This window comes from Pseudonocardia thermophila, from assembly GCF_900142365.1.
In the GTDB taxonomy this organism is placed as follows: domain Bacteria; phylum Actinomycetota; class Actinomycetes; order Mycobacteriales; family Pseudonocardiaceae; genus Pseudonocardia; species Pseudonocardia thermophila.
Genome location: NZ_FRAP01000023.1, coordinates 1 through 13,255, shown reverse-complemented (window position 1 = coordinate 13,255; position 13,255 = coordinate 1). Strand labels below are relative to the sequence as shown.

The window sequence follows — 13,255 nt, the reverse complement described above, 5'->3', positions numbered from 1 at the left end:
GCGTGGCGCTCCCGCTGGATACGGTGGGCACATGACGCGGATCGGGGGGCAGGCAGCGGCGTGTGAACACCGATCGGTACAGCGCTCGGCGCGGCGGACCTTCCTGAAGGCCGCGTTGCGCGGCCCGGGCACCGTGGGCGCCGTGGCGCCCAGCTCGCCGCAGCTCGCTTCGGTGCTGGTCGCGGTCGTGCCACGCACCGGCACCCCGACGGTGGTCGAGCTGGGCCCGGGCACGGGCGCGGTCAGCGGGGTGATCGCCCAGCGCCTGCCGCCGGGCGGGCGGCACCTGGCCGTGGAGCTGGACCCCGACCTGGTCGGCTACCTGCAGCGCACCCACCCCGAGCTGGAGGTGGTGCACGGCGACGCCCGGGACCTGACGCGGCTGCTGGCCGCACGCGGCGTGCGGCACGCCGACGCCGTCATCGGTGGCCTGCCGTGGTCGTTGTTCGACGAGCGGACACAGCGGGCCGTGATCGGTGAGGTGAGCAGGGTGATCGGTGAGACCGGCGCGTTCACGACGTTCGCCTACCTGCACGGCATGACGCTGGCGGCGGCGCGGCAGTTCCGCCGGATCCTGCGCGGATCGTTCGAGGAGGTCCTGGTGAGTGCCACGGTGTGGCGCAACGTACCGCCGGCGTTCGTCTACGTCTGCCGCAGGCCGACCGGTCGATGACCCGCGCGCCTTCCGCGCGGGGCTCGGCGGCCGACGTCCTGCGGCTGGCCGTGCCCGCGCTGCCGGTGCTCGCCGCTGAACCGCTGTACCTGCTCGTCGACACCGCGGTGGTGGGTCGGCTCGGTGCGGTGGCGCTGGCCGGCCTCGCCGTGGCCGGCGTGCTGTTCGCCCAGGTCACGAGCGCGCTGACGTTCCTGTCGTACGGCACCACGGCGCGGGCGGCCCGGCTGCACGGGGCCGGGCGGCGCGCCGAGGCGGTCGCCGAGGGCGTGCAGGCCACCTGGCTGGCGCTCGCGGTCGGGCTGGTGCTGCTGGTCGTCGGCCAGCTGGTGGCGGAGCCGGTGACCGCGGCACTGGGCGACGGCGGCGAGATCGCCGAGGCCGCTGTGTCGTGGCTGCGGATCGCGCTGCTCGGCACCCCGCTGGTGCTGGTGACGCTGGCCGGCAACGGCTGGATGCGCGGGGTGCAGGACACCCGCCGCCCGCTGTGGTTCGTGCTGACCGGCAACGGGGTGTCGGCCGCGCTGTGCCCGCTGTTCGTGCTGGTCCTCGACTGGGGGCTGATCGGGTCGGCGTGGGCGAACGTCTGCGGGCAGACGCTGGCCGCCGCGTTGTTCTTCGCCGCGCTGGTCGGCGAGCGTTCCCGCGGCCACGTCGGGCTGCGGCCGCAGCCACGGGTGATCGCCGCGCAGCTGGAGCTGGGCCGCGACCTCATCGCGCGCACCCTCGCTTTCCAGGTCTGCTTCCTGTCCGCGACGGCCGTCGTGACCCGGTTCGGCGCGCAGACCGCCGCCGCCCACCAGATCGTGCTGCAGGTGTGGATGTTCATCACGCTGGTGCACGACGCGCTCGCGATCGCCGCGCAGCAGCTGGTCGGCGCCGCTCTCGGTGCGGGCGACGGCGAGCGGGCCCGCGACCTGGCGCGGCGCATCCTGCGCTACGGCGTCGTCATGGGTGTGGTGTTCGCGGTGGTGTTCGCGGTGCTCTCCGGGATCGCGCCGCCGTGGTTCACCCCGGACGCGGCGGTGCTGGCCGTGGTGCCGGTGGCGTGGTGGTTCCTCACCGCTCTGCAGCCGGTGTCCGGCGCGGTGTTCGCGCTGGACGGGGTGCTGCTCGGCGCGGGCGACGCGGCCTACCTGCGCACCACCACGCTCGCCGCGGCGCTCGTCGGGTTCCTGCCGGCGATCTGGGCGTCGCTCGCGTTCGGGTGGGGCTTGGCCGGGGTCTGGTCGGGGCTGGCGGCGTTCATGCTGCTACGCCTCGTGGCGGTGCTCGTCCGCACCCGCAGCGGGGCGTGGGCGGTGCCCGGCGCGGTGCGCTGACCCGGCGCGCCGGGACCGGTGAGGATCGGCAGAATGCTCAAGATGCACGCCGAACCTGCGGGACTGGTCGTCGTCGACAAGCCGGGCGGGATGACCTCGCACGACGTGGTCGGTCGGCTGCGCCGGATCCTCAAGACCCGCAAGATCGGGCACGCCGGCACGCTCGACCCGATGGCGACCGGGGTCCTCGTCTGCGGGGTCGGGCGGGCCACGAAGCTGCTCGGGCACCTCGCGCTCGACACGAAGTCCTACACCGCGACGATCCGGCTCGGCGTCACCACGACGACCGACGACGCCGAGGGCGAGATCGTCGCGACCGTCGACGCCCGCGGGGTGTCCGACGCGGCGATCGCGCACGCCATGGACGCCCTGACCGGAGACATCATGCAGGTGCCCAGCTCGGTCTCGGCGATCAAGATCGACGGGCGGCGCGCCTACGCCCTGGTCCGCGCGGGGGAGGAGGTCGTGCTGCCCCCGCGGCCGGTCACCGTGTCGGAGTTCATGCTGGTGGCGCGGCACGGGACCGACTTGGACGTCGAGGTCACCTGCTCCTCGGGCACGTACGTGCGTGCGCTGGCCCGCGACCTGGGCGCTGCGCTCGGCGTCGGCGGGCACCTGACGGCGCTGCGGCGCACCCGCGTCGGCCCGTTCGGGCTGGAGCACGCCCGCACGCTGGAGGACCTGGAAGCCGCCCCGGGCGTGTCGCTGTCGCTGGACGAGGCGGTCAGCACCGCGTTCCCGCGGCACGACGTGAACGACGTCGCCGCGGCCGACGTCGCGCACGGCCGGTGGCTGGCCCCGTTCGGCGACGAGGGCGTCTACGGGGTGTTCGGCCCGGACGGGCACGTGGTGGCCCTCATGCGGGACGAGGGCGGAAAGGCCCGGCCGGTCGTGGTGCTCGCGCCCGCGGCGAGCTGACCGCAGCGCCCTGGCTAGGCTTCGGACCAGAGGAGCCGACGCAGGAGGCGGGGCGGGCAAGGACAGTGCAGCGCTGGCGAGGACTGGAGGCCGTGCCGGCCGGGTGGGGGCGCAGCGTCGTCACCATCGGCGTGTTCGACGGCGTCCACCGGGGCCACCAGGAGCTGATCGGCCACGCGGTGGCGCGGGCGCGCGAGCGCAGCCTGCCGTCCGTACTGATCACGTTCGACCCGCACCCGGCCGAGGTCATCCGCCCGGGCACGCACCCGGCGCGGCTCACGTCGCTGCGCCGGCGGGCGGAGCTGGTCGCCGAACTGGGGATCGACGCGTTCTGCGTGCTTCCGTTCACGCTGGAGCTCTCCCGCATGGACCCGGCGACGTTCGCCCACGAGGTGCTCGTCGACCGGCTGCACGCCGCCGAGGTCGTGGTCGGCAAGAACTTCACCTTCGGGCACAAGGCCTCGGGCGACGTCGCGACCCTCACCGAGCTGGGCCGCCGCTTCGGGTTCACGGTGCTCGGCCTGGACCTGATCTCCGACCACGACATCACGTTCTCGTCCACCTACATCCGCTCCTGCATCGACGCGGGCGACGTCGCGGCCGCGCGGGCCGCGCTGGGTCGCCCGCACCGCGTCGAGGGCGTGGTGGTGCACGGGGCCAAGCGCGGACGCCAGCTGGGCTTCCCGACGGCGAACGTGGCCACCCCGCCGTACACGGCGCTGCCCGCCGACGGGGTGTACGCCGGCTGGTTCGTGATCAAGGACCGGTCGCTGCCCGGCGCGATCTCGGTGGGCACCAACCCCACGTTCTCCGGTCGGGAGCGCACGTGCGAGGTGTACGTCCTGGACGTCAACGAGGACTTCTACGGCTTCGACGTCGCGGTGGAGTTCGTGGAGCGGCTGCGCGGCATGGAGCGCTTCGACGGCATCGAGCCGCTGATCGAGGCCATCCAGCGGGACGTGCAGCGCACCCGCGAGATCCTGTCCTGACCGGTGCGCCCGTACGCCTGCGCGCCCGGGGCCGCAGCTGCCACCATCCGGGCGTGACCTCCGACGTGCAGCGCAACCGGCAACGGCAGCGCGAGCTGTACGGCGCCCCGCTCGCGGAGCGGGTGCACCGGCTCACCGCCGCGCTGCGCATCTCCCAGGCCCAGCTGGCGGCGGCGCTGGGCCTGTCCCCGGCGATGCTCAGCCAGCTCGTCAGCGGCCGCCGGGCGCGCATCGGCGACCCCGCCGTGCTGGCCCGGCTGCTCCTGCTCGACCAGCGCGTGGCCGCCCTGCCGCACCCCGTGCCGGCGGCGGAGGTGGCCGGGCTGCTCGGCGAGCCCGCGGTGCCCGCGCCCCGCGTCGAGCAGCTGCGGGCGGCGGCGGACGCGCTGCGCCGCGTCAGCGAGCCCGCCCGGCTGGCCGCGGCGGCCGTCGCGCTCGCCCCGGGGTTCCCCGAGCTCGCCGCCGTGCTGCGCGCGGCGGCCGGCCCGGTGCGGGGCTCGTGATGCGGCTGTTCACCGCGCTCGTCCCGCCCGCCGAAGCGGTCGCGCAGGTCGCGGCCGCGCTGGCCGGCCCGGCGCCGGACGGCTGGCGGCTGGTCGACCCCGCGACCTGGCACATCACCCTCGCTTTCCACGGCGACGTCGACGATCCGGCGCCGCACCTGGCCGCGCTGGACGCCGCGGCCGGGCTGCCCGGCCCGCGGCTGCGCGTCGACGGCTCGGGCGCGTTCCCGGGGGTGCGGTGGGCGCGGGTCGTCGCCGAGCCGCGGGCGGCACTGGACGCTCTGGTCGAGGCGGTGGGCGGGGACGCGCAGGGGTTCGTCCCGCACATCACCGTGCTGCGCCGCCGCGGCCGGCGCCGCCCCGAACCGCGCGCGGTGCTCCCACCGCTGTCCGGGCCGTGGTGGCAGGCCGACGAGGTGCTGCTCATGGCGAGCGAGCTGCGCCGGGACGGGGCGGTGCACCGGATCGTGCACCGGGTGGCCCTGACCCGAGGGTGACATCACCCTTACCCGCTCCGCACGCAGGTCTGGTGGTGGCGGGGAGCGCGGCGCGGCGCGGATCCGGCGACTCTTGTGGCAGTCCACGAGAAGAGGTGTTCCCGATGACCGCTCGCCGGCGCGCCGCCGCTGCGCTCCTGTTCGCCGCCCTCACCGCGGGCGTCCTGACCGGCTGCAGCACGACCCCGGCCCGCATCGTGCCCGTCACGGTGTCCTCGCCGGTGGACCAGGCCTCGGCCGTCGAGGACGACCTCGTCCCGCCGCCCGCCCCCGAGCCCGCGGCGGAACCGCCCGCCCCGACCGAGCCGGCCGTGCAGGCCGGTGGCGGGTCCGGCAGCGGATCGTCCCAGTCGGCGTCCAAGAACCAGTCGTTCAAGAACCAGTCGCCCAAGAACCAGTCGCCCAAGACGGAGTCGCCGCAGAAGGAGACCCCGCAGCACGAGTCCCCGAAGCCCGACCCGCACGAGGGCGAGGACCCGCACAAGGACGAGCACGAGCCCGATCCGCACGAGCCCGATCCGCACAAGAACGACAAGAAGGACGACAAGAAGGACGAGCACAAGACGGACCCGCACAAGGGGGACTCCCACAAGGAGGGTTCCCATGAGGAGGGCTCGGCGACACGGGATTCGGCCACGCAGGGTTCGTCCAGCGACTCCTCGAGCAGCCACCACTGATCCGTCCGCTGTGGAGCAGCTGGATCGCTCCCACCACCAGGTCCGACCATCACTTCCGGGTGCCCCGTCGCGTGCGGCGGGGCACACCGGTGGGTGTGGAAGGCGTCGTTGCTGGTAACGTGGCGTCTCGGGTCCGGCTGCAGTCCGTGGTGGCCGAGACCGACTCCCACCCGCCCCGGGTCGCCCGGGCCAGCGGGTCGGCACACGGCACAGCAGAACGAAAGAGGAAGCACGTGGCACTCGACGCCGCAACCAAGAAGGAAATCCTGAAGACCTACGGCATCCACGAGAAGGACACGGGATCGCCGGAGGCGCAGGTCGCCCTGCTCACCAAGCGGATCAGCGACCTGACCGAGCACCTGAAGCAGCACAAGCACGACCACCACTCCCGCCGTGGTCTGCTGCTGCTGGTCGGGCGCCGGCGCCGGTTGCTCAAGTACCTCGCCTCGGTCGATGTGGCGCGCTACCGGTCGCTGATCGAGCGCCTCGGCCTCCGCCGCTGACTCTCCCGGCCCGGACCGCTGCCCGCGGTCCGGGCCGGTCCACAATTCAAGAGAAAACATGCACTGACGCCACGCCGCCGGCAGACGATCCGCCGGTCCTCGGTAGTGGTTCCCGGGCCCGAAGCCGGTTCCCGGGGACTTCGATCGATGACCGGCTCGCGCCGAGATCGAGATGCGGTGGCGTGGAGTCTCCGCCAAGGAGAAGCCACTTCATGACAGACGACACCGTGCACGAAACAAGTGCCGTGATCGACAACGGGCGCTTCGGTACCCGCACCGTCCGGTTCGAGACCGGACGGCTGGCCCGGCAGGCCGCCGGGTCCGTCGTCGCCTACCTGGACGACGACACCATGCTGCTGTCCGCCACCACGGCGTCGAAGCAGCCCAAGGAGCAGTTCGACTTCTTCCCCCTCACGGTGGACGTCGAGGAGCGGATGTACGCCGTGGGGAAGATCCCCGGCTCGTTCTTCCGCCGCGAGGGCCGTCCCGGCACCGACGCGATCCTCACCTGCCGGCTGATCGACCGGCCGCTGCGCCCGTCGTTCGTCGAGGGCCTGCGCAACGAGGTCCAGATCGTCGTCACCGTCCTCTCGCTCGACCCGGAGGACCCCTACGACGCACTGGCCATCAACGCGGCCTCCGCGTCCACCCAGCTCGCCGGCCTGCCGTTCTCCGGGCCGATCGGCGGCGTGCGCGTCGCCCTGATCGACGGCCAGTGGGTGGCGTTCCCGCAGTTCGTGGACCTGCAGCGGGCCGTGTTCGACATGGTCGTCGCCGGGCGCGTCGTCGGTGACGACGTCGCGATCATGATGGTTGAGGCCGAGGCCACGGCCGAGACGATCGAGCTGGTCAAGGGCGGCGCGCAGGCCCCGACCGAGGAGGTCGTGGCGCAGGGCCTGGAGGCGGCGAAGCCGTTCATCCGCAGCCTCTGCATCGCCCAGCAGCAGCTGGCCGACGTGGCGGCGAAGCCGACCACCGAGTTCCCGCTCTTCCCCGCCTACGAGCAGGACGTCCTGGACGCCGTCTCGGCGGTCGCCACGGAGGACCTGGCGAAGGCGCTGACGATCGCCGGCAAGCAGGAGCGCGAGGCCGCGATCGACGAGATCAAGGTCGCCGTCCTGGAGAAGCTCGGCGAGCAGTTCGAGGGCCGGGAGAAGGAGATCGGCGCGGCGTTCAAGGCCGTCAACAAGAAGCTCGTCCGCGAGCGCATCCTGCGCGACCAGATCCGCATCGACGGGCGCGGCATCACCGACATCCGGCCGCTGTCGGCCGAGGTCGAGGTCGTCCCGCGGGCCCACGGCTCGGCGCTGTTCGAGCGCGGCGAGACCCAGATCCTGGGCGTCACCACGCTGAACATGCTGCGGATGGAGCAGCAGATCGACTCGCTCGGCCCGGAGACGCACAAGCGCTACCTGCACCACTACAACTTCCCGCCCTACTCGACCGGTGAGACCGGCCGTGTGGGCTCCCCGAAGCGCCGCGAGATCGGCCACGGTGCGCTGGCGGAGCGGGCGCTGATCCCGGTGCTGCCCTCGCGCGAGGAGTTCCCGTACGCGATCCGGCAGGTGTCGGAGGCGCTGGGTTCCAACGGCTCGACCTCGATGGGTTCGGTCTGCGCGTCCACGATGTCGCTGCTCAACGCCGGTGTGCCGCTGAAGGCGCCGGTCGCCGGCATCGCGATGGGCCTGGTGTCCGACGAGGTCGACGGTCAGATGCGCTACGTGGCGCTGACCGACATCCTCGGTGCTGAGGACGCCTTCGGCGACATGGACTTCAAGGTCGCCGGCACCGCGGAGTTCGTCACTGCCCTGCAGCTGGACACCAAGCTGGACGGCATCCCCTCCGAGGTGCTGGCGGCGGCGCTGTCGCAGGCCCGGGACGCCCGGCTGACCATCCTCGAGGTGCTCAACGAAGCCATCGACGGCCCCGACGAGATGAGCCGCTACGCGCCGCGCGTCGTCTCGATCAAGGTGCCGGTGGACAAGATCGGCGAGGTCATCGGCCCGAAGGGCAAGATGATCAACTCGATCACCGAGCAGACCGGTGCCGACATCACGATCGAGGACGACGGCACGATCTACGTCGGCGCGACCGACGGCGACTCGGCCGAGGCCGCGATCGGCATGATCAACGCGATCGCGAACCCGCAGCTGCCGAAGGTGGGCGAGCGGTTCCTCGGCACCGTCGTGAAGACGGCCGCGTTCGGCGCGTTCGTCTCGCTGGTACCGGGCAAGGACGGCCTGGTCCACATCTCGAAGCTCGGCAACGGCAAGCGCATTGCGAAGGTCGAGGACGTCGTCAAGGTCGGCGACAAGATCCGCGTCGAGGTCACCGACATCGACAACCGGGGCAAGATCAGCCTCGTGCCGGTGGTCGAGGAGACCGCCGCCGACGGCGCCACCCCGGCCGACCCGGTGGAGGCCGCGGAGGTCCCCGCGGGGTGACGAACCGCATCCAGGCACCGGGGGCGGGGGCGTCGGCCTCCGCCCCCGGCGTCTTCCGCAGCGAGCTGCCGGGCGGGCTGCGCGTGCTCACCGAGGAGGTCCCCGGGGTGCGCTCGGTGTCGCTGGGCATCTGGCTCGGCGTCGGCGCCCGAGACGAAGCCCCCGACGAGGCGGGTGCCGCCCACTACCTGGAGCACCTGCTGTTCAAGGGCACCGGCAAGCGCAGCGCGGCCGACATCGCGGAGCAGTTCGACGCCGTCGGCGGTGACATCAACGCGTTCACCGCGAAGGAGCACACCTGCTACTACGCGCAGGTCCTCGACACCGACCTGCCGCTGGCGATCGACGTGCTCACCGACGTCGTCACGGACGCGACGATGGACCCGGCCGACGTCGAGGTCGAGCGCGGCGTGGTGCTCGAAGAGATCGCCATGCGCGACGACGACCCCGAGGACCTCGTCGGCGAGCTGTTCGACGCGGTCCTGTTCGCCGGGCACCCGCTCGCGCTGCCGGTGCTGGGCACCGAGGAGTCGATCCGCGGCATGCGACGCGACACGCTGCGCTCGTTCTGGCGCGACCGCTACACCACCCCGGCGATGGTCGTCGCGGTGGCGGGCAACGTGCGCCACGAGCACGTCGTGGATCTCGTCGGGTCGGCGCTCGCCGATGCGATGAGCCGCGCCGGATCGGCCAGCCCGGTGCCGCCGCGCCCCGGCGAGCCGACCGTGCCCGTGGTGGCCCAGCCGCGGCTCGTGCTGTCCGGGGAGGACTCCGAGCAGGCGCACCTGCTGCTCGGCGTGCCCGCCCTGTCCCGCTACGACCCGCGGCGCACCGCGCTGACCGTGCTGAACACGGCGCTGGGCGGCGGGCCGAGCTCGCGGCTGTTCCAGCAGGTCCGTGAGCAGCGAGGCCTGGCGTACTCGGTGTACTCGGCGGTGGCCGGCTACTCCGACGCCGGCTCGCTGTCGGTGTACACCGGCTGCGCGCCCGAACGGCTCGACGAGGTCGTGACCGTCGTGCGCTCGGTGCTCGCCGAGGTCGCCGCGAAGGGGCTCACCGAGGCCGAGGTCGTGCGGGCGCAGGGCAACCTGCGCGGCGGCCTCGTGCTCGGGCTCGAGGACACCCCGTCGCGGATGAACCGGCTGGGGCGCTCGGAGATCGACCACGGCTACCAGCGCAGCATCGCCGACAGCCTGGCCCGCATCTCCGCGGTCACGGTCGACGAGGTGAACGAGCTGGCCCGTGAGCTGCTCACCCAGCCGCTCACCGCCGCGGTCGTGGGGCCGTACGACGACGAGGCCGACCTGCCGGGGAGTCTCCGCTCGCTCGGTTGAAGAAGCCAGGAAGCTGCTGGAAGGCCACCGCGTTGATCGCGCTCTGCTCCTCGTCGCAGAGCGCCGTGCGGCGGTGCGCGGTCAGCCGGAGTTCCTCCCACCCGACCGAACCGGGGACCGGCTGTCCTGCCGAGATCACCGGTTAGGGTTCCCGCGTGGTTGAGACCGTGATCGCGGCCGTGCTGATCGTGGTCGGCATCCTGGGGATCCTCCTCCCCGTGCTGCCCGGCCTGCTGCTCGTCCTGGCGGGCATCGCCGTGTGGGCGATCCCGCGCAACGACGCGGTGGGCTGGTGGGTGCTGGGCATCGCGGCGGCGGTCGTCGTGCTCGGCACGATCGTCAAGTACGCGCTGCCGGGCAGGCGGCTGCGCGACTCCGGCGTGCCGAACCGCACGCTCCTCGTGGGCGCGGTGCTCGGCATCGTCGGGTTCTTCGTCGTGCCGGTGGTGGGCCTCTTCCTCGGCTTCGTGCTCGGCGTGTACGTGGCCGAGCGGATCCGGCTGGGTAGCCCGCTCGAGGCCTGGCCGTCGACGAAGAAGGCGCTGGCGGCGGTCGGCTGGAGCATCCTCATCGAGCTGCTCACCGGCCTGCTCGCCGCGGCCGTGTGGGTGGGTGCGTTGATCGCCTTCTGAGTCCCTAGGCTCACCTGTCGTGAGCGCGATCAAGGTGGGTGTGCTGGGTGCGCGTGGGCGCATGGGGTCGCAGGTGTGCCGCGCCGTCGAGGGCGCGGACGGACTGGAGCTCGTCGCCCGCATCGACGACGGCGACGCGCTGGACGGGCTGACCGCCGCCGGCGCGCAGGTCGCCGTCGACTTCACCCATCCCGGTGTCGTCATGGACAACCTCGCGTGGCTCATCGAGCACGGGGTGGCCGCCGTCGTCGGCACGAGCGGGTTCGACGAGGAGCGGCTGGCGAAGGTCCGGCAGCTGCTCGACGCCACGCCGGGGCACGTGCTGATCGCACCGAACTTCGGCATCGGTGCTGTGCTGATGATGCAGTTCGCGAAGCAGGCGGCGCCGTTCTTCGAGTCGGTCGAGATCGTCGAGCTGCACCACCCGAACAAGGCCGACGCGCCGTCGGGCACCGCTACGCACACGGCGTCGCTGATCGCTGCGGCCCGGGCGGAGGCCGGCGCCGCGCCGCTGCCCGACGCCACCACGCACGCGCTCGACGGCGCCCGCGGGGCCCGCGTCGACGGGATCCCGGTGCACTCGGTGCGGCTGCGCGGGCTCGTCGCGCACCAGGAGGTGCTGCTCGGTGCGGCGGGGGAGACCCTCACGATCCGGCACGACTCGTTCGACCGCACCTCGTTCATGCCCGGGGTGCTGATGGCCGTGCGCGCGGTGCTCGACCGCCCGGGGCTGACCGTGGGCCTGGAGCCCCTCCTCGGACTCTGATCCACTCCAGAGCGCCACCCCCGGCGGTCGCTCCCGCGCTACTCCACCAGCTCCAGGTCGAGCGACCCGACGAAGCGCACCTCGCGCATCGTGCCCTTCCCGGTGTCGAGTACGCGGACGGCGCCGTCGAGCTCCCAGCCCGCGCGGGCGTAGAACCGCCGGGACGCGGCGTCGGCCTCGGGCACCCACGCCAGCCCGTACACCGCGCCGGCCTCGCGCAGGGCTGCGGCGGCGTAGGCGAGCAGGCGGCCGCCGTGCCCGCGCCGTCCCCACCGCGGCTCGACGAGCAGCACCCCGATCTCGCCCCACGCCTCGGGACCCAGCGTGGGCGCGTTCGGCGGAGTCGCGTTCTCCGGGGCCTCCGCCGGGCCCGCGGCGACGAACCCGACGACGGCGCCGCCCTCGGTGGCGATCAGGACGGTGCCGGTCTCGGTGGCCCGTTCCCACGCGGCGTGCGCCTCGGGGCTGCCGATCTGCTCGATCGCGCTGCGCGGGACGAGATCGCTGTACGCCGTGGACCAGGTGAGCGTCTGGATGCGGACGATCTCCGGGACGTCGGAGGCGGTGGCGGGGCGCACCGCGGCGATGGCCATGCCGCATGGATACCTCACGGGCGACGACCGGGAACTGTCGGGGGCTCGTGGCAGCATCGGGCCGTGCACCCGTCCCCGGTCGCGCCCGTCGATACCGTTTCCGTCGATGTCGTGCGCCGTGCCGCGCTGGCCGCGCAGGGGTTCGCCGATCCGCGCCCGTCCGGCCCGGTGACCCGCCGGCACCTGACCCGCGTGCTGGAGCGCGTGCAGCTGCTGCAGCTCGACTCGGTCAACGTGGCCGTGCGTGCGCACTACATGCCGCTGTACTCCCGCCTCGGCCCCTACGACCCAGCGCTGGTCGACGACGCCGCGTGGGCGCACTCCGCGCGGCGGCCGCGTCTGCTCGTGGAGGCGTGGGCGCACGAGGCGAGCCTGCTGCCGATCGCCGACTGGCCGCTGCTCATGTCCGGTGCCAAGCGCAGCGGGTGGTGGCGGCACTACCAGCAGCTGGTCGACCAGGACCCGGGCATCGTCGACGACGTGCTGGCCGCGGTGAAGGAGCTGGGCCCGATCGGCGCCGGCGCGCTGGAGAAGGCGCTCGGCGGATCGAGCCGGCCGCGGCGCCGTGGCGCCACGTGGTGGGAGCGCTCGGAGATCAAGCGGGTCTGCGAGCTGCTGTTCGGCATCGGCCAGCTCACCACCGGCACCCGGGTCCACTTCCAGCGGCTCTACGACCTGCCCGAACGCGTGCTGCCGCCGGAGGTGCTGGCCGCGCACCCCGCGGATCCGCAGGAGTCCGCGCGAGCCCTGGTCCTGCGCGCGGCCACAGCGCTGGGCATCGCCACCGAGCCGCAGCTGCGCGACTACTACCGCCTCGGCCCGCAGACCAGCCGGCAGGCGGTCGCGGAGCTGGTCGAGGCGGGGGAGCTGGAGCCGGTCGCGGTGGTCGGCTGGCGCCACCTCGCTTACCGGCGGCCGGGAATCCGCGTGCCGCGGCGGGTCACCGGCCGCGCCCTGCTGTGCCCGTTCGATCCGCTGGTGTGGGAGCGGGAGCGCACCGAGCAGCTGTTCGGCTTCCGCTACCGCATCGAGATCTACGTGCCCGAGCCGAACCGCGAGTTCGGCTACTACGTCTTCCCGTTCCTGCTCGACGGGCAGCTGGTGGCCCGGGTGGATCTCAAGGCCGACCGGGCCGCCGGGGTGCTGCGGGTGCCGGGCGCGTTCGCCGAGCCGGGTGTCGACGTCCCGCGGGTCGCGGCGGAACTGGCCGGCGAGCTGCGCACGATGGCGACCTGGCTCGGCCTCGACGACGTCGTGGCCGGCGAGCGGGGCGGGCTGGCCGCCCCGCTCGGCACCGCACTGCGTTAGCTGTACTGACCCGGGAGGTTGTTGACAGTTAGGCGGCGAGTCGGGTGGCTGGGGGTCGGCCACCGAGAGCGGAGTGGGCGCGTCGAGTGTTGTAGC

General features: G+C 73.3%; 14 protein-coding genes. 13 read left to right on the top strand and 1 reads right to left on the bottom strand.

Annotated elements, in window-relative coordinates; all coding sequences use genetic code 11:
- Positions 1-31 precede the first annotated feature (31 nt).
- The 12 genes from BUE41_RS24950 to dapB all read left to right on the top strand — a co-directional run bounded on the left by BUE41_RS24950 (position 32) and on the right by dapB (position 11,258).
- Positions 32-673: a class I SAM-dependent methyltransferase gene (locus BUE41_RS24950; RefSeq protein WP_143172343.1), complete on the top strand. Its 642-nt coding sequence runs from the start codon at positions 32-34 to the stop codon at positions 671-673.
- Positions 670-1,995, top strand: a complete 1,326-nt coding sequence (locus tag BUE41_RS24945; protein WP_073459767.1) for an MATE family efflux transporter — start codon at positions 670-672, stop codon at positions 1,993-1,995. Before BUE41_RS24950 ends, BUE41_RS24945 begins: the two co-directional genes overlap by 4 nt.
- A gap of 42 nt (positions 1,996-2,037) precedes the next feature.
- Positions 2,038-2,913, top strand: a complete 876-nt coding sequence (truB, locus tag BUE41_RS24940; protein ID WP_234997558.1) for a tRNA pseudouridine(55) synthase TruB — start codon at positions 2,038-2,040, stop codon at positions 2,911-2,913.
- 65 nt (positions 2,914-2,978) lie between these two features.
- On the top strand, positions 2,979-3,902 hold the full coding sequence (locus BUE41_RS24935) for a bifunctional riboflavin kinase/FAD synthetase (protein WP_073459765.1): 924 nt from the start codon (positions 2,979-2,981) through the stop codon (positions 3,900-3,902).
- 53 nt (positions 3,903-3,955) lie between these two features.
- The gene (locus BUE41_RS24930) at positions 3,956-4,405 is read left to right on the top strand and encodes a helix-turn-helix domain-containing protein (RefSeq protein ID WP_073459764.1); all 450 of its coding nucleotides are present in this window, start codon (positions 3,956-3,958) and stop codon (positions 4,403-4,405) included.
- Positions 4,405-4,902, top strand: coding sequence for a 2'-5' RNA ligase family protein (locus BUE41_RS24925; RefSeq protein WP_073459852.1), 498 nt, complete (start codon positions 4,405-4,407; stop codon positions 4,900-4,902). Before BUE41_RS24930 ends, BUE41_RS24925 begins: the two co-directional genes overlap by 1 nt.
- A 104-nt stretch (positions 4,903-5,006) precedes the next feature.
- Positions 5,007-5,579: a hypothetical protein gene (locus tag BUE41_RS24920; RefSeq protein WP_143172342.1), complete on the top strand. Its 573-nt coding sequence runs from the start codon at positions 5,007-5,009 to the stop codon at positions 5,577-5,579.
- Positions 5,580-5,812: 233 nt separating this feature from the next.
- Entirely contained in the window at positions 5,813-6,082 is a 270-nt protein-coding gene (rpsO, locus tag BUE41_RS24915) for a 30S ribosomal protein S15 (protein ID WP_073459762.1), read from the top strand.
- Between the two features lie 212 nt (positions 6,083-6,294).
- On the top strand, positions 6,295-8,526 hold the full coding sequence (locus BUE41_RS24910) for a polyribonucleotide nucleotidyltransferase (protein ID WP_073459761.1): 2,232 nt from the start codon (positions 6,295-6,297) through the stop codon (positions 8,524-8,526).
- Positions 8,523-9,860: a M16 family metallopeptidase gene (locus tag BUE41_RS24905; RefSeq protein WP_073459760.1), complete on the top strand. Its 1,338-nt coding sequence runs from the start codon at positions 8,523-8,525 to the stop codon at positions 9,858-9,860. The genes BUE41_RS24910 and BUE41_RS24905 overlap by 4 nt, the downstream gene beginning before the upstream one ends.
- A 155-nt stretch (positions 9,861-10,015) precedes the next feature.
- Positions 10,016-10,492: a DUF456 domain-containing protein gene (locus BUE41_RS24900; protein WP_073459759.1), complete on the top strand. Its 477-nt coding sequence runs from the start codon at positions 10,016-10,018 to the stop codon at positions 10,490-10,492.
- A gap of 19 nt (positions 10,493-10,511) precedes the next feature.
- Positions 10,512-11,258, top strand: coding sequence for a 4-hydroxy-tetrahydrodipicolinate reductase (gene dapB / locus BUE41_RS24895; protein ID WP_268794551.1), 747 nt, complete (start codon positions 10,512-10,514; stop codon positions 11,256-11,258).
- A gap of 38 nt (positions 11,259-11,296) precedes the next feature.
- Here the strand turns inward: dapB and BUE41_RS24890 are convergent, their stop codons facing one another.
- Entirely contained in the window at positions 11,297-11,851 is a 555-nt protein-coding gene (locus BUE41_RS24890; RefSeq protein ID WP_073459758.1) for a GNAT family N-acetyltransferase, read from the bottom strand.
- A gap of 111 nt (positions 11,852-11,962) precedes the next feature.
- Between BUE41_RS24890 and BUE41_RS24885 the strand changes: the two genes are divergently transcribed.
- Complete coding sequence (locus BUE41_RS24885) at positions 11,963-13,159, top strand: winged helix-turn-helix domain-containing protein (RefSeq protein WP_234997557.1); 1,197 nt, start codon at positions 11,963-11,965, stop codon at positions 13,157-13,159.
- Positions 13,160-13,255: the final 96 nt, after the last annotated feature.